This window comes from Elioraea rosea (assembly GCF_007644105.1).
GTDB classification, from domain to species: Bacteria; Pseudomonadota; Alphaproteobacteria; order Acetobacterales; family Acetobacteraceae; genus Elioraea_A; species Elioraea_A rosea.
Genome location: NZ_VFAC01000001.1, coordinates 235,131 through 256,833, shown reverse-complemented (window position 1 = coordinate 256,833; position 21,703 = coordinate 235,131). Strand labels below are relative to the sequence as shown.

At 70.9% G+C, this 21,703-nt stretch carries 21 protein-coding genes; 12 read left to right on the top strand and 9 right to left on the bottom strand.

Annotated elements, in window-relative coordinates:
* Positions 1–14: 14 nt before the first annotated feature.
* The 5 genes from FIF60_RS01260 to FIF60_RS01240 all read right to left on the bottom strand — a co-directional run bounded on the left by FIF60_RS01260 (position 15) and on the right by FIF60_RS01240 (position 6,474).
* Positions 15–2,066 (bottom strand): PhoX family protein, encoded by a 2,052-nt coding sequence (locus FIF60_RS01260; RefSeq protein ID WP_144182964.1) that lies wholly within the window; start codon positions 2,064–2,066, stop codon positions 15–17.
* A gap of 105 nt (positions 2,067–2,171) precedes the next feature.
* Complete coding sequence (locus FIF60_RS01255; RefSeq protein ID WP_144182961.1) at positions 2,172–3,056, bottom strand: ABC transporter permease; 885 nt, start codon at positions 3,054–3,056, stop codon at positions 2,172–2,174.
* Between the two features lie 10 nt (positions 3,057–3,066).
* Positions 3,067–4,011, bottom strand: a complete 945-nt coding sequence (locus FIF60_RS01250) for an ABC transporter permease (protein ID WP_144182959.1) — start codon at positions 4,009–4,011, stop codon at positions 3,067–3,069.
* Positions 4,012–4,081: 70 nt separating this feature from the next.
* Positions 4,082–5,764, bottom strand: a complete 1,683-nt coding sequence (locus tag FIF60_RS01245; RefSeq protein ID WP_239451436.1) for a peptide ABC transporter substrate-binding protein — start codon at positions 5,762–5,764, stop codon at positions 4,082–4,084.
* A complete protein-coding gene (locus tag FIF60_RS01240) occupies positions 5,761–6,474 on the bottom strand; it encodes an orotate phosphoribosyltransferase (protein ID WP_144182957.1) in 714 nt (237 codons plus the stop codon). The genes FIF60_RS01245 and FIF60_RS01240 overlap by 4 nt, the downstream gene beginning before the upstream one ends.
* 42 nt (positions 6,475–6,516) lie before the next feature.
* Here FIF60_RS01240 and FIF60_RS01235 point away from each other — a divergent pair, with 42 nt between their 5' ends.
* From FIF60_RS01235 to FIF60_RS01205, 7 genes are all read left to right on the top strand, one after another.
* On the top strand, positions 6,517–7,512 hold the full coding sequence (locus FIF60_RS01235; RefSeq protein ID WP_144182955.1) for a mitochondrial fission ELM1 family protein: 996 nt from the start codon (positions 6,517–6,519) through the stop codon (positions 7,510–7,512).
* A 50-nt stretch (positions 7,513–7,562) separates the two neighbouring features.
* The gene (locus FIF60_RS01230; RefSeq protein WP_144182953.1) at positions 7,563–8,993 is read left to right on the top strand and encodes an amidase; all 1,431 of its coding nucleotides are present in this window, start codon (positions 7,563–7,565) and stop codon (positions 8,991–8,993) included.
* A gap of 81 nt (positions 8,994–9,074) precedes the next feature.
* Positions 9,075–9,482 carry a hypothetical protein gene (locus FIF60_RS01225; protein WP_158639014.1) on the top strand — a complete coding sequence of 136 codons (408 nt, stop codon included), beginning with the start codon at positions 9,075–9,077 and terminating at the stop codon, positions 9,480–9,482.
* Positions 9,483–9,603: 121 nt separating this feature from the next.
* A complete protein-coding gene (locus FIF60_RS01220; protein ID WP_144182949.1) occupies positions 9,604–10,674 on the top strand; it encodes a tartrate dehydrogenase in 1,071 nt (356 codons plus the stop codon).
* A gap of 174 nt (positions 10,675–10,848) precedes the next feature.
* Complete coding sequence (locus FIF60_RS01215) at positions 10,849–11,088, top strand: hypothetical protein (RefSeq protein ID WP_144182947.1); 240 nt, start codon at positions 10,849–10,851, stop codon at positions 11,086–11,088.
* 119 nt (positions 11,089–11,207) lie between these two features.
* Complete coding sequence (locus tag FIF60_RS01210; RefSeq protein ID WP_144182945.1) at positions 11,208–11,456, top strand: hypothetical protein; 249 nt, start codon at positions 11,208–11,210, stop codon at positions 11,454–11,456.
* Between the two features lie 40 nt (positions 11,457–11,496).
* Positions 11,497–12,012: a GNAT family N-acetyltransferase gene (locus FIF60_RS01205; RefSeq protein WP_144182943.1), complete on the top strand. Its 516-nt coding sequence runs from the start codon at positions 11,497–11,499 to the stop codon at positions 12,010–12,012.
* Between the two features lie 18 nt (positions 12,013–12,030).
* On the opposite strand, the gene cuyB is transcribed toward FIF60_RS01205, so the two are convergent.
* Together cuyB and FIF60_RS01195 are read right to left on the bottom strand one after the other, a co-directional pair.
* Positions 12,031–12,762, bottom strand: a complete 732-nt coding sequence (gene cuyB / locus FIF60_RS01200) for a cysteate racemase (protein WP_144182941.1) — start codon at positions 12,760–12,762, stop codon at positions 12,031–12,033.
* A complete protein-coding gene (locus FIF60_RS01195) occupies positions 12,755–13,714 on the bottom strand; it encodes a 3-hydroxyacyl-CoA dehydrogenase NAD-binding domain-containing protein (RefSeq protein WP_144182939.1) in 960 nt (319 codons plus the stop codon). The genes cuyB and FIF60_RS01195 overlap by 8 nt, the downstream gene beginning before the upstream one ends.
* 202 nt (positions 13,715–13,916) lie before the next feature.
* Between FIF60_RS01195 and FIF60_RS01190 the strand changes: the two genes are divergently transcribed.
* The 3 genes from FIF60_RS01190 to FIF60_RS01180 all read left to right on the top strand — a co-directional run bounded on the left by FIF60_RS01190 (position 13,917) and on the right by FIF60_RS01180 (position 17,039).
* On the top strand, positions 13,917–14,435 hold the full coding sequence (locus FIF60_RS01190; protein WP_144182937.1) for a thermonuclease family protein: 519 nt from the start codon (positions 13,917–13,919) through the stop codon (positions 14,433–14,435).
* A gap of 185 nt (positions 14,436–14,620) precedes the next feature.
* The gene (gene gltA, locus FIF60_RS01185) at positions 14,621–15,964 is read left to right on the top strand and encodes a citrate synthase (protein WP_144182935.1); all 1,344 of its coding nucleotides are present in this window, start codon (positions 14,621–14,623) and stop codon (positions 15,962–15,964) included.
* A 439-nt stretch (positions 15,965–16,403) separates the two neighbouring features.
* A complete protein-coding gene (locus tag FIF60_RS01180; RefSeq protein ID WP_144182933.1) occupies positions 16,404–17,039 on the top strand; it encodes a hypothetical protein in 636 nt (211 codons plus the stop codon).
* Between the two features lie 16 nt (positions 17,040–17,055).
* Here the strand turns inward: FIF60_RS01180 and FIF60_RS01175 are convergent, their stop codons facing one another.
* The gene (locus FIF60_RS01175; protein ID WP_239451435.1) at positions 17,056–18,069 is read right to left on the bottom strand and encodes a glycerophosphodiester phosphodiesterase; all 1,014 of its coding nucleotides are present in this window, start codon (positions 18,067–18,069) and stop codon (positions 17,056–17,058) included.
* Between the two features lie 87 nt (positions 18,070–18,156).
* Here FIF60_RS01175 and FIF60_RS01170 point away from each other — a divergent pair, with 87 nt between their 5' ends.
* Both FIF60_RS01170 and FIF60_RS01165 read left to right on the top strand, forming a co-directional pair.
* Positions 18,157–19,152 carry an ABC transporter substrate-binding protein gene (locus tag FIF60_RS01170; protein ID WP_144182931.1) on the top strand — a complete coding sequence of 332 codons (996 nt, stop codon included), beginning with the start codon at positions 18,157–18,159 and terminating at the stop codon, positions 19,150–19,152.
* A 12-nt stretch (positions 19,153–19,164) separates the two neighbouring features.
* A complete protein-coding gene (locus FIF60_RS01165; RefSeq protein ID WP_144182929.1) occupies positions 19,165–20,841 on the top strand; it encodes an ABC transporter permease in 1,677 nt (558 codons plus the stop codon).
* Between the two features lie 7 nt (positions 20,842–20,848).
* Here the strand turns inward: FIF60_RS01165 and FIF60_RS01160 are convergent, their stop codons facing one another.
* Positions 20,849–21,679: a sulfite exporter TauE/SafE family protein gene (locus FIF60_RS01160; RefSeq protein WP_144182927.1), complete on the bottom strand. Its 831-nt coding sequence runs from the start codon at positions 21,677–21,679 to the stop codon at positions 20,849–20,851.
* Positions 21,680–21,703 lie beyond the last annotated feature (24 nt).

Here is a 21,703-nt window from a genome sequence, read left to right as displayed (position 1 = left end):
GGCCGTGACCCGGCTCAGGTGCCGATGATGCCGCCGTCGTCCTTGGTGATGACGACGGTTGCCGAGCGCGGCACGCCCTCTCCATCCGGCCAGAGGCTCACCGGCTTGCCTGCGGCGAAGTCGTCCGCGGAGGTCGTCGCGCCGGGGTGTTGGACATTGATGAACATGGTCCGGCGATCCGGCGTGGTGACGACGCCGGTGATCTCCTGGCCGAACGGGCCGGTGAGGAAGCGGCGGATCTCGCCGGTCGTCGGGTCGGCAGCGAGCATCTGGTTGTTGCCGAAGACCTCGAGGTCGCCCTTGTTCTGCTCTCTCTCGCCGATGTCGGTCTGGATCCAGAGCCTGCCGGCCGCATCGAACCAGAGCCCGTCGGGGCAGGCGAAGATGCTGTCGGCGGTAAGTGCACGGCCTGCCTTGTCGCGGCTGTCGCGTTCCGGACCGGCGAACACGAAGATGTCCCAGCTGAAGCGCGTCGCGGCGTGGTCGTCATTCGCCTCGCGCCAGCGGATGATGTGGCCGAACTGGCTCTTCGCCCGCGGGTTGGCACGATCGACCTGGTTCTCGGCGCGGCGGGTGTTGTTGGTGAGCGTGAAGTACACCTCGCCCGTGCGGGGATCGACCGCGCCCCACTCCGGCCGGTCCATCTTCGTGGCACCCACCTTGTCCGCCGCGGCCCGGGTGTTGACGAGGATCTCGGCGAGCGTGCCGAACCCGTCCGCCTCCGTCAGGCCGTTCTGGCCGGGCGCCAGCGCGAGCCACTCGCCCGAGCCGTCGTCGTTGAACTTCGCGACATAGAGCGTGCCCTCGTCGAGCAGGCTGCCATTCGCGGTGGCGGCGCTGTACGGCCGGGCGGAGACGAACTTGTAGATGTACTCGAACATCGCATCGTCGCCCGAATAGGCGACGACGGGGCGGCCCTCGCGGGCCGGGCCGAACACCACGCCCTCATGCGCGAAGCGGCCGAGATGGGTGCGCTTGACGGGCACGCTCTCGGGATCGAACGGATCGACCTCGACCACCCAGCCGAAGGTGTTCGGCTCGTTGCGGTAGTCGGCCGTCGCGTCCGCGCCGCTCGGCGTCGCGTCGAAGCGCACGAACTCGTCCGCAGCCGAGGCGGCGAGCTCCCAGCCGTAGCGGCCGCGGCGCGTCGAGACGCCGTAGCGCGCCTGCTCGCGCGGCAGGGCAGGGCGGTCGCCCGAGGTTGCGCCGTTGCGGAAGTAGCCTGCCCAGTTCTCCTCGCAGGTGAGGTAGGTGTTCCAGGGCGTCACGCCGTGCGCGCAGTTGTTCAGCGTGCCGCGCGTACGAGTGCCGTCGGGGCTGTACTTCGTCCGCACGAGGGCAGAGCCGCGCACCGGGCCGGCGATCTCCATCGGCGTCTGGCCAGTGATGCGGCGGTTGCGCTGGTCGCGCTGCACCGCCCAGGTGCCGTCTGCCTGCCGGGCGATCCGCACGACGGAGACGCCGTGGGCGTTGATCTCCTTCGCCACCTCGTCGTCGTCGCGCTTGCCGTCGGTGACGACGACGGCCGAGCCGCTCAGCTTCTGCCCGGCATAGCGCGCGCCGTGCAGGAAGCGCGGCTCGACGTACTCGTGGTTCATCACGAGCAGCCCGTCGGTCGAGCTGCCCTGGTACGGGTCGCGCCCCTCGATCGGGAAGAAGTGCATCCCGTCGTGGTGCTGGCCGATCTGCATCGCCTGGTCGGCGCCGCTGTTGCGCGTGCTGAACTGCGGCAACGACCCGGTGATCGGCGTGCCCCAGGGGGTGAGGACGCGGGCGGTGTAGCCCTGCGGCACGGCGATGCGGTCGGCCGCGCTCGTCGGAACGGCGGTGAAGCCGAGCATCGGCTCGGAGCCGGCCTGCGCGGCCCCCTGCGTCGCGCCCTGTGCGGCGGCGGGCGCGGGCCTGACGAACATCGCACCCAGCGCGGCGGTGAGCCCCCCGAGAAGCGTGCCGCGGCGCGACAGCCGCGCCTCGACGATCTCGCCAAACGAGGCGTTGGCGGAGGTGTTGCACAGGGGCTCGTCGCCCTCGCCTGCGTCATGCAGCACGACGGGGGTGTCGGTCATCGATCGCTCCTTGTCTCGACCAGGCGCGTTGGCCGCTGCCTTGTGTCGGTGTTCTAGCGTCGCCCGCCGGTCGCGTCGGGGAAGCTTTCGTGACAGCGCTGGGGCTCACGCCTTGACGATGTCGGCCCGGGGGTCGAGCGCGTCGGCCAGCCCATCGCCGATGAAATTGGTCGCGACCACCGTCAGGAAGATCATCATCCCCGGCCATACGGCGGCCATCGGCGCTGCGAAAACGAGCTCCTGCGCCGAGGCGAGCATGTTGCCCCAGGAGGGCAGCGGCGGTTGGATGCCGAGGCCGAGGAAGGAGAGCACGCTCTCGAGCAGGATCACCGCGCCCACGGTCTGCGTGCTCGCGACCGTCACGTGCGCGGCGAGGTTCGGCGCGACGTGCCGCCACAGAACCCGCCCCCCCGAGGCGCCTAGCGCGACGGCCGCGCGTGCATAGTCCCGCCTCAGGATCGACAGTGCGGAGGCGCGGGCGATGCGCGCGACCTTCACCCAGCCGAACACCGCGATGATCAGCACGATGCGCGCGAGGTCGAACCACATCGCCCCGCGCGGCAGGCCGAGCCTTGCAGGATCGACTGCGGCGAGAACGATCAGCAGCGGCAGGGAGGGAAGCGCGATCAGCCCGTCCGCCAGCCGCATCAGCGCGGCATCGACCGCGCCGCCGAACCAGGCGGCGGTGAGCCCGACGGCGGTTCCGATCACCGCGGAGACGAGTGCTGCGACGAGCCCGACGGCAAGCGAGACGCGCGCGCCGTAGAGCAGGCGAAGGAGAAGGTCGCGGCCGAGCTCGTCGGTCCCGAGCGGGTGCGCAGGGGAGGCCGCCTCGAACCGCTTGAAGAGATCGGGCGTGAACGGGTCATGGCCGAGCGCGGCGGCGATCAGTGGTGCCGCGAGCGCCGAAGCCGCGATCAGCGCGAGCAGGAAGACCGAGGCGACGGCGGCGTGGTGGCCAAGGAAGCGCTGCCAGGCGCGCCCCGTCATGCCCCGGCCCTCACGTCCGCACCCGCGGGTCGATCGCGATCTGCGCGATGTCGGCGGCAAGCGAGGCGGCCAACGTCACGGCTGCGGAGAGAAGCAGCGCGAGAAGTGCGAGGTTGTAGTCGTTGCCGAGGATCGCGTCGTAAATCGTCTTGCCCATGCCCGGCCAGGCGAACACGGCCTCCGTCACCAGCGCGCCGGAGACGAGGGTCGCGAAATCGAGCGCGGCGACGGTGATGATCGGCACCGCGGCGTTCGGCAGGGCGTGGCGCAGCACCACCGCGCGCTCGCCCGCACCCTTGGCGCGTGCGGTGCGGATCCATGGGTCGCGCAGCGCTTCCATCATCGCCGCGCGCGTCTGCCGCGCGTAGGAGGCGAGGCCGAGCACGGTCAGCGTCGCCATGGGCAGCGCGAGATGCCGCAGCCACGGCACGATCCCGGGCGCATCGGGTGGCCCGCCCGCGGGAAGCCAGCCGAGCGTGACGGCGAAGAGGATGACGAGAAGGATGCCGAGCCAGAACGAAGGAAGCGACACGCCGGCGAAGGCGATGAAGTTCACCGTGTAGTCTAGCCCCGAACGCGGCCGGCGCGCGGCGAGGATGCCGAGCGTGACGCCGATCGCGGCGGAGAGGATCGTCGCCGGAAGCAGGAGCGCGAGCGAGGCGAGGAGCGCATCGCCGAGCACCTCCGCTGCGGGCCTGGCGAACAGGCGCGAGAAGCCGAACTGGCCCTGGAGCGCGCCGGTGGCCCACGCCCAGTAGCGGGCCAGCAGCGGCTGGTCGAGCCCGTGCAGGGCCCGCAGCCGCGCGGCGTCCTCGGCGCCGAGGCGTGGGTCGCCCGCGATGGCGAGGTCGATCGGGTCGCCGGGCATCAGCCCGATCAGAAGGAAGGTCGCGAAGGAGAGGAGGGCGAGCGTGATCGCGGCCTGCGCGAGCCGCCCGCCGATGAGCCTCAGCACGCGGCGCCACGAGCAGAGCGCATACGGCTAGAATCGGCCGCATGCGTGACGATGCTCGCCAGGATCGGCTCTACCGCGCGACCCGCCACTGCTCGACCCAGAGCGTCGAGGGCGCGAGATGTCCCGTCGGCCGCACGCCCTCGAGCCAGCGCGGCCAGATATGCGCATCGGATCGGAAGAAGAGCGGCAGCACCGGCAACTCTTCCGCGTAGATTTCCTGCACCCGCCGCCACATCGGCCGACGCTCGTCCTTGTCGAGCGTGACGGGGATGCGCTCGATCAGCTCGTCCATCTCCGCGTTGCGGAAGCCGGTGTAGTTCTGGCCCGACCAGTTCGTCTCCTCGCGCGGGATCTCGCTCGAATGCAGGATCGTGCGCGGAACGTTCTCCGGCGAGGAGATCCAGGCGAACAGCGCCAGCCCCTGGAAGCGGCGACGCGAGACGGTCTCGCCGAAGAACACGCGCGGCGGCTCGTTGCGGATCCGCACCTCGATGCCTGCCTGCCGCCACATACCCTGCAGCACCTGCTGCACGAGCTCGCGCGATCGGTTTCCAGCCGTCGTCATCAGCTCGAGCGAGAGGCGCTCGCCAGCGTCGTTGCGGCGTATGCCGTCGGGTCCCGGCCGCCAGCCTGCCTCCTCGAGAAGCCGCCGCGCGAGCGCGGGGTCGAATCCCGTCGCGGGGATGCTGTCATCGGCCATCCAGTCGAGCGGGTTGACGAAGGTGCGTGCCACCGGCTGCCGCCCCTCGAACAGCCGGTCGACGATCTGCTGCCGGTCGATCGCGGCAAGGAGCGCGCGGCGCACGCGCGCGTCCTTGAGCGTGGGGATGTCGAGATTGACATCGAGATGCTCATAGACGAGGCCGGGCTGGAAGTGGAAGCGGAAGCGGCTCGCCGCGCGCTTCTCGAGCGCGAGCGCCTGGTCGAGCGAGAGGCCGAGCTCGCCGCCGATCATGTCGATCTGCCCAGCGAGCAGCGCCGCCTCGAGCGCGGTCGTATTCTCGATCGTGCGCACGGTGATGCGGCGGAAGGCGGGGGCGGGACCCTTCCACGCCTCGTTGCGCTCGAGCGTCACCGAGGCACCCGCCTGCACGGCCGTGATGCGGTAGGGACCATTCCAGAGACCGGGATTGGTCGTCTCCCGGTCATACAGCGTGCGGGTGCGGTAGCCGCGTGGATCGGCCTCCCATACCGGCTTCTCGAGCCGCGCGGGGAGGGGCTGGAAATCGTTGATCGCGTTGTAGGCGAAGGTGAGCTTGTCGAAATGCAGCGTGATCGTCCGCTCGTCGACCACCACGATGCGATGCAGCGAGCGGTATAGCTCTGCCGGGCCCATCCCCGTCGCCGCCTCGCGCCCCGCCGTCCAGGAAAAGACGAGATCCTCGGCCGTGACGGGCGATCCGTCGCCCCATGTGGCGTCGTCCCGGATGCGGTAGGTGACGCGGATGCCCGGGTTGCCGTTCGGCGCCGTCTCCGGCACCGCGTCGCCGTTCTCGATGGTCGGCAGGCGCGCGCAGAGCAGGCAGGTGAGGGCCCACTCCGCGTCGTAGGTGGTCATCGGCCGGCGCGCGAGGCCGAGGATGTAGCTTTTCGCCGCCATGTTCTCGATGGCGGGATGGAAGGTCGAGGGGAACTGCGTGATGCCGATGGTGAGCTGTTCCCGCGTCGCTGACGCGGGCGCCTCGCGCGGCTGCGCCGCTGCCGGCGCCGTGGCCAGCGCAGCAGCGAGTGCGACGGCGCCCGCGACCCTCACGCCTCTGCCTTCGCCTCAGCCGTCGAGCCGATGCCGCCGCGCGAGGTCGACCACGTCACCGGGTCGTCGAGGAACTTTCGCACCTCGGCGAGCGCCTCGTCGCTGAAATAGGGGTTGGTGCGGCAGACCTCGAGCACGTCCCACCAGGTGCAGAGATGGTGCAGGCCGATGTCCATCGCCTTCAGGGTTTCGAACGAGCCGGGGAAGACACCGTAGTAGAACACGACGAAGGTGTGGTTCACGATCGCGCCTGCGTCGCGCAGCGCCTGGCAGAAGCGGATCTTGCTCTGCCCGTCCGTCGTCAGGTCCTCGACCAGAAGGGTGCGCTGGCCTTCCGGCGCGTCGCCCTCGATCAGCGCGTTGCGGCCGAAGCCCTTCGGCTTCTTCCGGACGTAGACCATCGGCGTGAGCATCCGGTCGGCGATCCAGGCGGCGAAGGGGATGCCGGCGGTCTCGCCGCCCGCCACCACGTCGAAGGTCTCGTAGCCGACATGCCGGCCGATCTTCTCCACCGCGAGGTCGCAGATCTTGGCCCGCGCGCGGGGAAAGTAGATGATCTTGCGGCAGTCGATGTAGACGGGCGATTTCCAGCCCGAGGTGAAGGTGTAGGGCTCCTCGGGCCTGAAGTTCACCGCCTTGATGTCGAGCAGGATTCGCGCGGCGATCAGTGCCGCATCGCGGTCCCAGACGGTAGCGTGACGGTCGGACATGCGGCGGAGGCTCCCCTTCTTGCTCTCTTTCCCTAGCTTCGCGTGAGCCCCCGCGCAACCAACGCCACCGCAACCGAGGCCGCGACCCCGCCCGTATGGGTGCTGGCCGACCCGCGCGCCGGCACCGCGGCGCAGGCGCTCGGCATCGCGGAGGCACTGGGCGAGCCATTCGTCATCAAGCCGCTTGCCTGGACCGGGCTCTCCCGCCTGCCGAACCTGCTGCCTGGCGGCTCGCTCATCGGGCTCGCAGCGGAGGCGCGGGCGCGGCTCGTTCCGCCCTGGCCGAGGCTCGTCATCGCTGCCGGACGGCGTGCGGCGCCTGTCGCGCTCTGGCTGAAGCGCCGGTCGGGCGCGCGGCTCGTGCAGGTCATGCGGCCGGGCGTGGCGCCGTCGCGGTTCGACCTGCTCGTGCTTCCGGTGCATGACCGGCCTCAGGCGGCGCCGAACGTGATCGAGGTGGTCGGGGCGCCGCACAGGATCACGCGGGTGGGGCTTGAGGAGGCGGCCGCCTCCTGGGCACAGCGCGTGGCGCATCTGCCGCGTCCCCGCGTCGCGCTTCTCGTCGGCGGCCCGGTGCGCGCAGAGGGGCTCGAGCCCGCGCTCGCGCGCGACCTCGCCACGCGCGTCGCAGCGCTCGCGGTCGAGGCCGGCGGGTCGGTGCTGGCGACGACGAGCCGGCGCACAGGGCGTCCCGCGGAGGGGGCGCTCGCGGAAGGGCTCGACGCGGTGCCGCATCTCCTGCATCGCTGGGCGGTCGGAGGGGAGAACCCCTATCGCGGCTTCCTCGGCCTCGCCGACGTCATCGTGGTGACGGGAGACAGCGTCTCGATGCTGTCCGAGGCGTGCGCGACCCGCGCGCCGGTGTTCTTCTGGTCTCTCCCGGGGCTCGCCGGACCGCGCCATGCGCGGTTCCACGCGAGCCTGGTCGCCGCCGGGCTCGCCGCACCGCTCGGCGCGACGCTGGAGGGCGAGGAGCGGGCCCCGCTCGACGAGGCACGGCGTGTCGCGGAGGCGATCCGGGCGCGCGGGCTTATCTGACGGCTCGCGCCGGTGCACACTCCCCGCCGCACGATCCGGGGAGGAATGGAATGACCGATGCACCGAGCCGCGAGACCTCCACTCAGGAAACGTATTCTCCGGGCGGCTTTTGCCCGCTGACGTTCCACGACGCGACGGAGGGTTTCTCCAAGGGCACCGACACGCCCCGCGACTATCTCGAGCGGTGCCTCGCGACGATCGCGTCGCGCGAGCCCGTGGTGCAGGGCTGGGTGTGCATGAACGAGGCGGGCGCGCGCGAGGCGGCGGATGCCTCCTCGGCCCGCTGGAAATCCGGCACGCCGCTCTCGCCGATCGACGGCATGCCCATCGGCATCAAGGACCTTCTCGAGACGCGCGACATGCCGACGCGCATGGGCTCGCCTCTCTTCAAGGACAATCACCCCAAGCGCGACAGCGCGCTCGTCCAGGCACTGCGGCAGGCGGGTGCGGTGGTGCTCGGCAAGACGGTGACGACCGAGCTCGGCATGAGCCACCCGGGGCCGACGACCAACCCGTTCGATGCCTCGCGCACGCCTGGCGGTTCCTCCTCCGGCTCGGCGGCCGTGGTGGGTGCGCGGATGGTTCCGGCGGCGATCGGCACGCAGGTGGTCGGCTCGGTGATCCGCCCGGCGAGCTTCTGCGGAAACTGGGCGCTGAAGCCGACGCAGGGCGCGCTGAACCGCGGCGAACGCCAGGGGCTGTCGCACTCCACGGTCGGCGTCCATGCCGGGATGGCGGAGGACATGTGGCTGGTCGCTGCCGAGATCGCCAAGCGGGCGGGCGGCGACCCCGGCTATCCCGGCCTGTTCGGACCCGCAGCACCGCCCGATCCGCGCAAGCCCGCGCGCCTCGCCGTGCTGCATGGCGAGGGCTGGCCGCTCACCGAGCCTGCCACGAGGGCGGCCTTCGAGCGTGTGCTGGCAGCGCTCGGCGGCCGTGGCGTGGCGCTTCTGCTGCCCGGCGAGAACAAGCTTCTCGACGCGCTCGAGGCCTCGGTCGCCGATGCGATGTCGCTCTCGACCGAGATGTGCGCCTTCGAGATGCGCTGGTCGGTCGAGAACATGATCGCGCAGCACAAGGACGGGATTAGCGCCTCGCTTCGGGCCCGGCTCGAGCTCGGCCGCGCGATGAGCACCGACGACTATCGCGACCTGCTTCGCCGGCGCACCGAGGCGCGGACCCGGCTTGCCGCTCTCGCCCCGCTCGTCGACGGCTTCGTCGCTCCCGCGGCGATTGGCCCGGCGCCGAAGCTCGGCACCGAGGCCGGAACGCGCGGCACCATCGTGCACACGACCGGGGACCCCTCTTACAACGCGATGAGCTCGATCCTCGGCGCGCCGGTCGTCACCGTGCCGCTGATGGCGGTCGGCGGCCTGCCCGTCGGGGTCCAGGTCATGGGCCAGCAGCACGACGATGCCGCGATCGCCGCGATCGCGCGGTGGATGGCGGCAGAGGTGCCTCCGGTCGAGGCGAACGGCTGAGCGACGCCCCGCCCATCACGCCTCGAGCAGCAGGCATCATGACCGCTCGCAATTTATGCTGCACCGCACCATATCCACTGCATGACATACACAGCAATCGACCCGAAGTTCACGCAGAGCCTCTTCATGAAGAACCCCTTCATGAGCCAGTGGCTCAGCATCGCCAACACGATGGCGGGGACCGCACGAGGCTTCTGGGCGGCGGAGTTCTCCCGCCAGCAGAGCGCCGCGATCGCCGCGATGAGTCGCGAGACGATGCGGTTCTGGAGCAGCGCCTGGACGATGTTCCCCACCGAGGCCGCGCGGATGCCGGAGCGCGCCGCCGCCGCCATGGAAACCGCGGGCGCGGCCGCGCAGCTGGCGGGCCGCGCGATGCCCGCCAGTGTGGAACTCCCCACGCTCAAGGTGACGCCGCGGGCCAAGCCGGTGGCGGCCAAGCGGACAACGCGTCAGTCGGCCTCGGCCAAGCGGAAGTCCGGCCGCCGCTGATCTCGCGTCGCTCGCATCGCCCGTCGTGACGGTCAGTCCCCCCTGGGGCTGACCAGCGCGGATTGACGCGGCGCCCGCGCTGCCTATGGTCCGCCCCCGTCAACAGGGGGAGGACGCTTCGATGGCCGAACGCACGCACAAGATCGCGGTGATCCCGGGTGATGGCATCGGCCGCGAGGTTGTGCCGGAGGGCCTGCGCGTGCTCGAGGCGGCCGGTCGGCGCTTCGGCTTCTCTCTCGCCTGCACCGAGTATGACTGGTCGTGCGACCGCTACCAGAAGACGGGCGCGATGATGCCGGAGGACGGGCTCGACCGTCTCGCGGCGAGCGACAGCATCTTCCTCGGTGCCGTCGGCTGGCCCGGCGTGCCCGACCATGTCTCTCTCTGGGGGCTGCTCATCCCCATCCGCCGCGGCTTCGACCAGTACGCGAACGTGCGCCCCTGCCGGCTGATGCCTGGCGCACGCACCCCGCTCGCCAATCGCGGTCCTGCCGATATCGACTTCATCGTCGTGCGCGAGAACACCGAGGGCGAATACTCCTCCTCGGGCGGGCGCATGTTCACGGGCACCGAGCGGGAGTTCGTGAGCCAGCAGAGCGTGTTCACCCGCATCGGCGTCGACAGGATCATCGACTACGCGTTCCGCCTCGCGGAGACTCGGCCGCGCCGGCATGTGACGTCGGCGACCAAGTCGAACGGCATCACCTTCACCATGCCGTTCTGGGACGAGCGCTTCGCCGAGATCTCGCTCCGCTACCCCGGCGTGAAGACCGACCAGTTCCACATCGACATCCTGTGCGCCCATTTCGTGCAGCACCCGGACTGGTTCGACGTCGTCGTCGGCTCCAACCTCTTCGGCGACATCCTGTCCGACCTCGGGCCGGCCGTGGCGGGCTCGATCGGCATCGCGCCCTCGGCCAACATCAACCCGGAGAAGGCGCACCCCTCGATGTTCGAGCCGGTGCACGGCTCGGCGCCCGACATCGCGGGCAAGATGATCGCCAACCCGATCGGCCAGATCTGGTCAGGAGCGATGATGCTCGAGCACCTCGGGGAGAAGGCGGCGGCGGATGCCATCGTCGCGGCCATCGAGACCGTTCTCGAGCGCGGCCCGCGGACCCGCGACATGGGTGGCCAGGCCGGCACGGAGGATGTCGGCCGCGCCATCGCCGAGGTTGTCTCCCAGGGCTGATCAGGCGGGGCGGGAGGCCCTGCCGCACGCCCTCGCGCGGCATTGACGATTGAACAGGCGTTGGATCGTGCCTATAACTGAACCTCACAGTTGCGAGTGATTCGCAACTGAGTCGCGTCTACGGGCGCGGCGGCCGGGGCGAAATGGGCGCATGACGCCGAGCGGGGTTGCCTGATGGGACGTGAGTTCAGCACGATCACGCGACGCTGCGAACGGGCGGTCGTCACCGCCTATCGTGACCTGCGCGCCCATGGCAGCGACGATTTCGCCGCCTTCGGAGCCTGCACCACGCTCTACCGGATCCACCATCCCGAGGCGTCGGTAAACGAGGCGCGTCGCCTCGTCGCCGAATGGATCGACCATCACATCGTCCGGCGCGACTCCGCCCCGACACCGGGCTGCGCGTGCGACTGACGCCTCCCGGCGACCGGCCTTCCCAGACACGACCCGCGTCCGAATCCGACGTCCCTGCAGGCGATGCTCCCGCCAACGGCCAGGCACGACCGCCGCGGCCGAGAACGAGGGGACCGAGGATGCAGAACCCAGCAGCCAGCGGCGCCGGCCGCGAGCGCCGTCATGCGCAGGGCGTCGGCCGCGATTCGCCGCGTCCGCCTGGCGCCGGCCGGGCCGCGCCGTCGCGCCGCGTCGTGCTCCGGGCAAGCCGCTCCCGCGCCCTGCTCGACCGTCTCTCGGCGTCGCTCTCTGATCGTGCCGTCGGCGTGCTGAACGTGCTCGCCTTCGTCTCGCTCGCCGCGGCGCTGCTGATCCTGCTGCTGGTCTAGCGGCCTTGAACAGGCGCACGTGTCCGCAGTCGGCCGGCGCATGACGATCGCCCCGATGATCGAGACCGATCGCCTTCTGCTGCGGGAGCCCGTTCTCGCCGACTGGCCGGGATTTGCACAGCTCATGACATCGGATCGCGCCGCGCACATGGGCGGGCCCTACTCGATCGCGAACGCGTGGGGCGTCTTCTGCCACGGGATCGCGCTGTGGAGGCTCTTCGGCGTCGGCAATCTTTCGATCGTGCTGCGGGAGTCAGGGCGATGCATCGGGCAGGTCGAAATCAACCAAGGCCCTCGCTTCCCGGAGCCTGAGCTCGGCTGGCAGCTCGACAGCGCTGCCGAAGGCAGGGGCTATGCATTCGAGGCCGCCGTCGCGATGCGCGACTGGGCCTGTCGTGTGCGCGGGCTGGAGACGCTGGTGAGCTACATCGGCCCGGAGAATGTGCGCTCGATCCGCCTTGCCGAGCGGCTCGGCGCGACGCTCGACGCGCATGCGCGCCCGCAGGACCCGGGTGATCTCGTCTATCGGCATGCTCAGCCCGAGGCCACCGTCTGATCGCCTACGGGGCGCCCATCATCCGCGCACGCAACTCCGGGTCTGGCGAGGCCGCGCGAAGGCGATCGCGGCGCGGGCGAGCGCGTCGATCGTGTCGATCAGCACGAGGCCGGAGCGCCGCGCCTCCGGACCACGAAGGGCGAGGGGGATCTCGGTGCAGCCGAGCACGACGGCCGCCGCGCCGCGATCGGCGAGACGCCGCGCCATGCCGAGCAGAGGCTCGGTCGCGCCGTCGAGGTCGTTCGCCTTGATGCGCGCGATGGCGGGCGTGACGACCTCGCGCATCTCCGCCTCCTCCGGAACGAGGCACGCAAAGCCGCGCTCGGCCAGCCGCTTCTGGTAGAGGCCGAGGCGAAGCGTCGCCGCCGTTCCCATCAGCCCGATCGTACCGCCTGAAACCCCGGCGGCGGCGAGCGCCGCGGCGGCGGCATCGACGATGTGCAGGAGCGGCAGGCGCGTGGCCGCGGCGATCTCGTCCGCCCAGAGATGCGCCGTGTTGCAGGGGATGGCGAGGCAGGACGCCCCCGCCGCCTCGAGCACGCGGACGCCCGCGAGGATCGCGGGAAGCGGCGAGGGCCCGCCGGCGAGCGCCGCTTCGGTCCGGTCAGGCACGGTGGGGTCGGACCAGAGCACGCAGCGGAGATGCTCCTGGTCGCGCGCGGCAGGGGTGTCGAGCGTCAGGCGGGCGACGAAATCGGCACCCGCGAGCGGCCCCATGCCGCCGAGCACGCCAATAATCGGCTCAGCCATGCCGCGCCTCCGCAGCACCAAGGGCGCGGAGAAGGGCGGCAAGCCGCGCGTCCCGCTCAGCCTCGAGCTCGGCGACGGAGCGGCCAGCGGCGATCGCCTCGACTTCGGAGACGAGCCTTGCCTTCAGGTCCGGCGTGAGCGCCGGCGTGCGCATCGAGGCCCAGCGACGCTCCTGCGCCGGGCCGAGATGGTCGAGGTAGTGGGCGAGCCCGCCCGGGCCCCCGCCGAGATGATAGGAGAGGTGAACGCCCGTCGCCGCCCAGCGCAGCCCCATCGAGGCGGACAGCGCCTCGTCGACGGTCGCGGCATCGGCGATGCCGTCCTCGACCAGCGCGACGGCTTCGCGGTAGAGCGCCGCGGCGAGACGGCCGGCGATGTGGCCCGCCACCTCGCGGTTCAGGACGACGGGGCGCTTGCCGAGGCTTCGGTAGAAGGCGACCGCCCGGTCGATCGTCGCGCGCGAGGTCCTCTCCCCGCCGGAGATCTCGACGAGTGGCATCAGGTCGGCCGGGTTGATCGGGTGGCCGAGCAGGAAGCGCTCCGCTCCGGGCAGGTCGGCGACGAGCGGGGAGAGAAGCAGCGCGGAGGTGGAGGAGGCGATCGGCACGCCCTGGGCGGTCGCCGCATCGAGCGTGGCAAGCAGCGGGCGCTTGGCGGCATCGGTGTCGGGCGCGTTCTCCTGAACGAAGCCTGCGCCGTAGACGGCCTCCTCGAGCGTGGCGGCAGCGGTGAGGCGCGAGAGGTTCGGCACCAGGCCGAGCGGGGCGAGGGCCGCGCGCCGCGCCTCCACCTGGGAAGCGAGCCTTTCGGCGAAGCCGGGCGAAGGGTCCCACGCGCTCACCGACAGCCCCCTTGCAAGCATCAGCGCGGCCCAGCCCACCCCGATCAGGCCGGTTCCGATCACCGCCACCGTGATGCCCGGTGCGGCCGCCTCGCCTCGCGGTTGCTCCATGCCACCGGTCCTTCGTCTTGCCCTGCCGTGCGGAGCGGGCTAGCACCGGTTGAGCCGGCGGCCAAGCCGGCACGGGGGTGCGACGAGGGAAGAAACCGGGACACGGTCGGACGGTCGACAGGTGGCAAGGCGATTGTTCTCAGGGCGGCGCACAACGCGCCGATCAACTGCGCGCACGCCGCGGGGGCTCCTGCTCGCGCTCGTGACGTTCGGCGCGGGCGCGCTCGCCGCGTGGCTCGGCCTCGTTCCGGACCGCCCCGCGCCGCCTGCGCCCCAGGGCGCGCCGATGCCGCCCGTCATCGCAGCCCCTGCGGCGGAGGTGCGCGTGGTCGACGGCGACACGCTTCGCCTCGGCGACGTGACGGTGCGGATGCTCGGCCTCGACGCGCCCGAGCGCGGCCAGCCCTGCCAGAGGGCGGACGGCACAACCTTCGATTGCGGCGAGGCGGCAGCGCGGCAGATGGCCTCGCTCGTGCAGCGTCGCGGTGTCCGCTGCGACGTCGCGGGGCGTGACCGGTACGGCCGCGCGCTCGGCATCTGCCACGCGGAGGGCATCGATCTCGCCGAGGCGATGGTGTCATCGGGCTGGGCGATCGCGCTCGATGACGGACGGCGCGGCCAGGCGCGCTATGGCGTGGCCGAGGCGCAGGCCCGGTCGCAAAGGCACGGTCTCTGGGCGGGCCGGTTCGAGACGCCGAACAGCTGGCGTCGAGAGAACTGAGGCCCGCGGCTCCCTGGCGCCCCGTTGGGTTCAGCCCAGGGCAGGTCTATGCTGCACTGCCGCACGTTGCGCCCCAAGCCGGGCCGGGCGTATGGTGCGCCCGGTTTCGCGATCGCCGCCGTCATGCCGCGCCGGATGGTGCGCCGGCGGCATCGGCAATGCCCGCGGGGCAGGGGAGAAAGGCCATGAACGAGATGTCCAAGCCCGGCGCGGAGGCGAAGTCCGGCCACAACGCGCCAGGCAGCGCCACGCTGACGCTCGACGGCACCGGCAAGTCGGTGACGCTGCCGCTCGTCCCGGGCACGATCGGGCCCGCGGTCGCGGACATCCGCAAGGTGTATCCGGAGCTCGGCATCTTCACCTTCGACCCGGGCTACGGCGGCACGGCGGCGACAGAGAGCAAGATCACCTACATCGACGGCGATGCCGGCATCCTTCTGCACCGCGGCTACCCGATCGAGCAGCTGGCCGAGAAGTGCTCGTTCCTCGAGGTCGCCTACCTGCTGTTGAACGGGGAGCTGCCGAACAAGGCCCAGATGGCCGAGTTCGACACGGGCGTGACCCGCCACACGATGATCCACGAGCAGCTTCGCCGCTTCTATGACGGGTTCCGCCGCGACGCGCACCCGATGGCGGTGATGACGGGCGTGGTCGGCGCGATGAGCGCCTTCTACCACGACAGCCTCGACATCAACGACCCCGAGCACCGCCGCATCAGCGCCTTCCGCCTGATCGCCAAGGTGCCGACGATCGCTGCGTGGGCCTACAAGTACTCGATCGGCCAGCCCTTCATGTATCCGCGGAACGATCTCAGCTACGCCGAGAACTTCCTCTACATGATGAACGCCGTGCCGGCCGAGCCGTACAACGTCAGCCCCGTGCTGGCGCGCGCGATGGACCGCATCCTCATCCTGCACGCCGACCACGAGCAGAACGCCTCGACCTCGACGGTGCGCCTCGCGGGCTCGACGGGTGCCAACCCCTTCGCCTGCATCGCGGCGGGCATCGCAAGCCTCTGGGGTCCCGCGCATGGCGGCGCCAACGAGGCGGTTCTGAAGATGCTGGCCGAGATCGGCCACCCGAAGAACATCCCCGACTTCATCGCGAAGGTGAAGGACAAGAACAGCAATGTCCGGCTGATGGGCTTCGGGCATCGCGTGTACAAGAACTTCGACCCGCGCGCGAAGATCCTGCAGGAGACCTGCCACGAGGTTCTGACCGAGCTCGGCATCAAGGACGAACCGCTTCTCGACCTTGCAATGGAGCTCGAGAAGATCGCCACGCACGACGAGTACTTCGTCAGCCGCAAGCTCTACCCGAACGTCGACTTCTATTCGGGCATCATCCTGAAGGCGATGGGCATCCCGACGAGCATGTTCACCGTGCTCTTCGCCGTCGCCCGTACCACGGGCTGGATCAGCCAGTGGAAGGAGATGATGGAGGACCCCTCCCAGCGCATCGGCCGCCCGCGGCAGGTGTACACGGGCGCACCGCTGCGCGACGTGCCGACGGCCGCCGAACGCGGCTGACCCCTCTCTCCCCGACGTCCGGCCAGGCGCCGGCGCTGCCCGACAGGCGGCGCCGGCGTTTCGTTTTGTCCACAGACCAAGTGGGGTGGGTGCGTCATCTGCGCGTTTCCCGATGATCGCACTGGTTGTCACAGGGCAGAGTGCTGCGCCTGAACCAAAGGCGAGATGCAGCCTATGGTAGTGCTCTCGGCGTGAATCAGGATCGACCGCTAACAGCCTCTGGATGAATCAAAAAGTAAACTCCGTCGAGGCGGGTGCTCAACAAATGCCAGCCCAGGCGCCTGCGCCCGCGTGAATGTCCCATCACTTCCGACGTGACTCACCAAACGAAGCGCAGGCCATCAAGTCTATTCCAGGTTGAGTTTCCGGTTGGCTTTTCCACACGGTTGTCCCCAGGAGTCACATCATGGCATGCGTCGCAGCGAAGGAGCCTTGACTCATGGAGCGACACGCTTCGCTCGATGCGTTGGTGCGTCAGCAACTCCGCAAGTGGCCGCAGGCCCTGCCGGGTCTCGGCGGACGAAGCAGCGGCCCGGCGCCGACCTTGCGCGCCCGCCCCTCCGAGCAGCAATCCCCCGCTTCGCCGTTCCTGAAGATCCCCGGAACCGACAGGCTGCGCACGCTGCCAGACGGGATGTGGCTCCAGTTCGGCGGGACCGAGCAGGAGCCATGGTGCGACGTGGTCGCGATCGAGGCGTGCAGCTCCTTCCAGAACCTGCTCGACAAGCGCTCCCGCTTCGCCCCCTCGACGCACTCGCTTCTCGCGATCTGCCCTCTGCCGTGGCTCACCGGCCCCGTCTCGCCGGAGGACACGACCTCACGCTGGCGCCTGACCGGCATCCTCTCCGTTGAACCGACGGCCCCGCTCACGCTTCCGGTGCGCGACATGCGGGTTCTCTACGGGCTTCGCGACCGGCACTACGACCATTTCGCCTCGGGCCAGATCCCGCACGCGCACGAGTTCTTCTGCCCGATCGCGGCGCTGACGGCGGAGAAGGGCTACGACGCGCCGCGGATGCGGGCGTTGATGTCGCGCCTGACCTCGGCGAACAACTTCTTCGACGGCCCAACCTGACGCCCCGAGGGCGTGATCACTTCGCGGGGACCGCCGCAGGCTCGGGCAGCGGCAGCCCCCGCGAGGCGAGCACCCCCCGGAGGATGTCGGGACGGTCGGTGATGATGCCGTCCACCCCCCAGCCGATCAGCCGCGCCATGGTCGGCGCGTCGTTCACCGTCCAAGGAAGCACCGTCAGCCCGAGGCGCCGCGCCTCCGCCAGGCTCTCCTCCGTCAGGTCGCGATGGTTCGGCGACCAGATCGACCCGCCAGCCGCGGCGACCAGGCGTGGCGCGGAATTGCCGTGCGCCGTGGCGTCGAGCCCGGCGAGCCAGGGCGAGGGGCGTCCCTCGCGCGAGGAGACGGTGTCGTGGCCGCCCGACTGCGAGGTCAGGTAGCTGCGCGCCACCTCGGGACGGTTCGCCTTCAGCCAGGCGAGGCTCCGCCAGTCGAAGCTCTGGATCACCGCGCGATCGGTCAGCCCCGCGCGGGCGAGCGCGTCGGCCACACCGGCGGCAAGCACTTCCGGCGCGACGGTGAGGTGAGGGCGGTCCGGGAAGACCTTGGTCTCGATGTTGAAGCGCACCGTCGGGCTCGCTGCTGCCGCGAGGCGGAGCACGGCCTCGAGCGTCGGCACCCGCGCGCCGTCATGCGGCACCTGGTCGGGGTAGAGCGCGGCGTAGCGTGTTCCGGGGCGGATGCGGCCGACATCGAAGCGCTGCAGCCCGGCAAGGTCGAGGGAGCGGACCGCGGGGCCGGGTGGCGCGATCCAGCCGCCATCGGGGCCGCGGGTGATGTCGGGGTTCAGCGCCGGGTCGTGCATGACGACGACCACGCCGTCAGCCGTCATGCCCGTGTCCATCTCGAGCGTGGTGACGCCGAGGGACAGGGCGCGTGAGAAGCCCTCGAGCGTGTTCTCCGGCGCGAGCCCCCGCGCGCCGCGATGGCCCTGGACGTCGAACGCCATGGAGGTTCCCCCCGTCATCGCCACCATCGTCATCGCCGCCACGGCCGCAGCCGCACGAAGGCGAAGCCGTCTCCTGTCATCCATTCTTCACGCTTCCGTCCTGCCCGGCTATCCCTCGCACGGCTACAGAGGCGCCGCGAAGCGCCCACCCGTTCCGGAGAAACGCCCCCCATGCTCCACCCGCGCCGCCCACTTGCCGCCGCCCTTGCCGCCTCCCTTCTTGGTCTTGCCCCCGCGGCCGGGGCGCAGCCCGCCTCGGGGCGCCTCGTCCTCTACACGAGCCAGCTCGACGCCGATGCGCAGGCGACCGTCGATGCCTTCAAGGTCCGCCATCCCGGCACCGACGTCGAGTGGGTGAGGGGCGGGACGAACACGCTGATCCCCCGCCTGCGCGCCGAGTTCGCCGCCGGAGCGCCGCGGGCCGACCTGCTCCTGATCGCCGACAGCCTGACGATGGAGACGATGAAGGCGGAAGGGCGCCTCCTGCGCTGGCCCGACGCGCCGCGCGGCGGCGTGCCGGCCGCCCATGTCGACCCGGAAGGCCATTACTGGGGCACCAAGCTCATCACCACCGGCATCGTCAGGAACCGGCGGGCGCCGATGCCGGTCGCCTCGTGGAACGACCTCGCCGATGCGCGGGCGCGCAACCTCGCCACCATGCCTTCGCCCGCCGTCTCGGGCGCGGCGCTCGTCCATCTCTACGCCATCGTGCAGAACCCCGCGCTCGGCTGGCCCTATCTCGAGCGCCTCGCGCGCAACGGGCTTTCGGTGCGCGGCGGCAACGGCCAGGTGATGCAGGCCGTCGCCGGCGGCGAGCGGGCCTTCGGCATGATCATCGACTACCTGCCGATCCGCGAGGCCGCGAAGGGCGCGCCGGTGGAGTTCGTGTTCCCCACGGAAGGCGTCTCGGCGATCACCGAGCCGGTGGCGATTCTCGCCGGCACGCAGAACGAGGTGGCTGCGAAGGCCTTCGTCGCCTTCCTTCTCTCTCGCGAGGGGCAGGAACTCGCCTCCCGCCAGGGCTTCCTGCCGGCAGACCCGGGGGTCGCGCCGCCGCCAGGCTTTCCCGAGCCCGGCGCGATCCGGGTGATGCCGCTCGACCCGAAGCGCGCGCTCGCCGAGGCAGAGGCCGTGCAGCGGCGCTTCATCGGCCTGCTCGGGCAGTAGCACACGCGCCTCATGCGCAGGGCCTCGTTCGAGCGGCTTCTCCTGCCACTCCTCTGTCTCTGGGTGGCTGGGGTGTCGGCGCTGCCGATGTTGAGGCTCGCGCTCGAAGGGGTGGCACCATCGCTTCCCGGCGCGCCGCAGGACCTCGCAGCCCAGGTTCTGGCCGATGCGCGCGTTTGGCGCGCGCTCGCGCGCACCATCTCCGTCTCCCTTGCGGCGACTGTGCTTTCGGCCGCGATCGGCACGGCGGCGGCCTTCGCGATCGGTCTCTGCGCCCTGCCGGCCAGGCGGGTGCTCGCCTTCCTGTTCGTCCTTCCGATGCTGATCCCGCCGCAGATCGCGGCCCTCGCGTGGATCGGCGCGCTCGGGCCGTCCTCTGCGTTTCTCGCGGCGCTCGGGCTCGCCCCGCCGCTCGGCACGGCGCACCCGCTCTACTCGGGCACGGGGATCGCGCTGGTCCTCGGGGTGCAGAACGCGCCGCTCGTGTTCCTGCCGCTGATGGCCGCCCTTCGGCGCTTTCCGGCGGGGCTGGTCGAGGCGGCGCGGCTTGCCGGGGCTGGGCGGGCGGAGGTGCTTCGGGGCGTCGTGCTGCCGATGCTCACCCCGCCCTTCGCCGGCGCCGTCGCGCTCGCGTTCGTCGCGGCGATCGGCAATTTCGGGATCCCGGCGCTGCTGGGCATCCCGGCGAACTACACGGTCCTGACGGTGCTGATCTGGCAGCGCCTCGTCGGCCTCGGCCCCGCGGGCCTGTCCGAGGCGGCGCTGATGTCGCTGCTGCTCGGCGCGCTCGCCGCGCTCGCGCTCGGCATCGAGGCGCTGGCGTCGCGGCGCGGGCGGCGCTTCATCGCGGGCGGAGCGACGCGCCAGGCGCCGCCGATGGCGCTCGGGCCGTGGCGCCATACCGTGCTTGCGGCACTTGTTGCCTATCTGGTCGTCGTCCTCGCCCTGCCGCTCGCCTCGCTTGTCGCGACGGCGCTGACGCCGGCGATCGGCGTGCCGCTCACGGCGGAGACGGCGACGCTTCGGCATCTCGAGGCGGTGCTGTTCGTGCAGCAGAACACCGCGCTCGCCTTCCGCAACAGCCTCTTCCTCTCCGTCGCTGCGGCGGCGATCCTCGTCTGCCTCGCGCTTCTCATCGTGCGCGTGCGGCTTCCGCCAGCGTTCCGGCTTGCGATCGAGCTTCCCTATGCGCTGCCGGGCGTCTGCGTCGCGGTTGCGGTGATCCTCGTCCATCTCCGCCCGCTGCCGCTTCTCGGCGTCTCGCTCTATGGCGGGCTCGGGCTGATCCTCATCGCCTATCTCGCGCGGTTCCAGGCGCTTGCGCTCCGCCCCGTCGCGGGTGCCGCGGCGCGGCTCGACCCCGCGCTCGAGGAAGCAGCGCGCATGGCGGGTGCCGGGCCGCTGAAGCGGCTTGCCGGCATCGCCCTGCCGCTTCTCGCGCCGTCGGCCGCCGCGGGAGGGATACTCGTCGCCCTGATGGCGCTGAACGAGATCACGCTGTCGATCCTGCTCTACGCGGCGGGGAGCCAGACGCTCGGCGTCGTCGTGTTCGGGCTGCACGATGCCGGGGCGACGGGCCAGGCGGCAGCCGTTTCGCTCGTGGGGCTTCTGCTCGTGCTCGCGCTCATGGTAGCGGCCGGCCAGCTTGCCCGCCGCCTGCCGCCCGGAACGCTTCCCTGGAGCGCGTGAGCGTTGGTCACGTCAGGGAGGTGTGGAACATCCGCGCAGCGGTGATGGCGAGGAAGATCGCGAAGGCCCGCTTGAGCACGATCTGCGGGATGCCGTGCGCGACCTTAACGCCATAAGGGGTGGCCAGCATCGAGAACGGCGCGATCAGCGCCACGCCGATCAGGCTGATATAGCCGACCGAGAAGGGCGGCATCGCCGGGTGCCCTGGCGCGAACAGCACGAGGATGGTCGCAGGGATCGCGATCAGCAGCCCGAAGGCGGAGGCGGTGGCGACGGCGCGGATCATTGGCATCCCGAGCATCGTCAGCACCGGCACGCCGACCGTGCCGCCGCCGATGCCCATCAGCGCCGAGACGAGGCCGAGCCCTGCGCCGATCGCCTGTCTGGCTGCGCCGGCGGGGAACGTGTCGCGCAACCGCCAGTCCACCCCGGTGAAGCCGAGATTGATGGCGACGAGAAGGGCCACGGCGGCGAAGACGAGGCTGAGCGCCTCGCCGCGCAGCGCCACGACCAGCGCCGCACCGACGAGCGTGCCGAGGATCATCCCCGGCGCGAGCGACTTCACCAGCGCGAGGTCGAGGGCGCCCTTGGCGTAGTGCCGTCGCGCGCTGATCCAGGAGGTCGGGATCATCGTCGCGAGGGAGGTCGCGACGGCGAGCTTCTGCCGCACCACCTCCTCGACGCCCAGAAGCGGCAGCACGTAGGAGAGAACCGGCACGATGACGATGCCGCCGCCGACACCGAACAGGCCCGCGAGGAAGCCGGCCGCGATCCCCGTCAGCGCCATGGCGGGGATGAGCACGAGGAGCCAGGACGGATCGGGCAGAACGACGTTCATTGGCGCAAACTCATCGCAACGGGC

What these genes read in the sequence shown, in the direction of transcription:
- FIF60_RS01260 (WP_144182964.1), bottom strand. Translation starts at nt 2,066, where the DNA reads ATGACCGACACCCCCGTCGTGCTGCATGACGCAGGCGAGGGCGACGAG.
- FIF60_RS01255 (WP_144182961.1), bottom strand. Translation starts at nt 3,056, where the DNA reads ATGACGGGGCGCGCCTGGCAGCGCTTCCTTGGCCACCACGCCGCCGTC.
- FIF60_RS01240 (WP_144182957.1), bottom strand. Translation starts at nt 6,474, where the DNA reads ATGTCCGACCGTCACGCTACCGTCTGGGACCGCGATGCGGCACTGATC.
- FIF60_RS01230 (WP_144182953.1), top strand. Translation starts at nt 7,563, where the DNA reads ATGACCGATGCACCGAGCCGCGAGACCTCCACTCAGGAAACGTATTCT.
- FIF60_RS01225 (WP_158639014.1), top strand. Translation starts at nt 9,075, where the DNA reads ATGACATACACAGCAATCGACCCGAAGTTCACGCAGAGCCTCTTCATG.
- FIF60_RS01220 (WP_144182949.1), top strand. Translation starts at nt 9,604, where the DNA reads ATGGCCGAACGCACGCACAAGATCGCGGTGATCCCGGGTGATGGCATC.
- FIF60_RS01215 (WP_144182947.1), top strand. Translation starts at nt 10,849, where the DNA reads ATGGGACGTGAGTTCAGCACGATCACGCGACGCTGCGAACGGGCGGTC.
- FIF60_RS01210 (WP_144182945.1), top strand. Translation starts at nt 11,208, where the DNA reads ATGCAGAACCCAGCAGCCAGCGGCGCCGGCCGCGAGCGCCGTCATGCG.
- FIF60_RS01205 (WP_144182943.1), top strand. Translation starts at nt 11,497, where the DNA reads ATGACGATCGCCCCGATGATCGAGACCGATCGCCTTCTGCTGCGGGAG.
- cuyB (WP_144182941.1), bottom strand. Translation starts at nt 12,762, where the DNA reads ATGGCTGAGCCGATTATTGGCGTGCTCGGCGGCATGGGGCCGCTCGCG.
- FIF60_RS01195 (WP_144182939.1), bottom strand. Translation starts at nt 13,714, where the DNA reads ATGGAGCAACCGCGAGGCGAGGCGGCCGCACCGGGCATCACGGTGGCG.
- gltA (WP_144182935.1), top strand. Translation starts at nt 14,621, where the DNA reads ATGAACGAGATGTCCAAGCCCGGCGCGGAGGCGAAGTCCGGCCACAAC.
- FIF60_RS01180 (WP_144182933.1), top strand. Translation starts at nt 16,404, where the DNA reads ATGGAGCGACACGCTTCGCTCGATGCGTTGGTGCGTCAGCAACTCCGC.
- FIF60_RS01175 (WP_239451435.1), bottom strand. Translation starts at nt 18,069, where the DNA reads ATGGATGACAGGAGACGGCTTCGCCTTCGTGCGGCTGCGGCCGTGGCG.
- FIF60_RS01170 (WP_144182931.1), top strand. Translation starts at nt 18,157, where the DNA reads ATGCTCCACCCGCGCCGCCCACTTGCCGCCGCCCTTGCCGCCTCCCTT.
- FIF60_RS01165 (WP_144182929.1), top strand. Translation starts at nt 19,165, where the DNA reads ATGCGCAGGGCCTCGTTCGAGCGGCTTCTCCTGCCACTCCTCTGTCTC.
- FIF60_RS01160 (WP_144182927.1), bottom strand. Translation starts at nt 21,679, where the DNA reads ATGAACGTCGTTCTGCCCGATCCGTCCTGGCTCCTCGTGCTCATCCCC.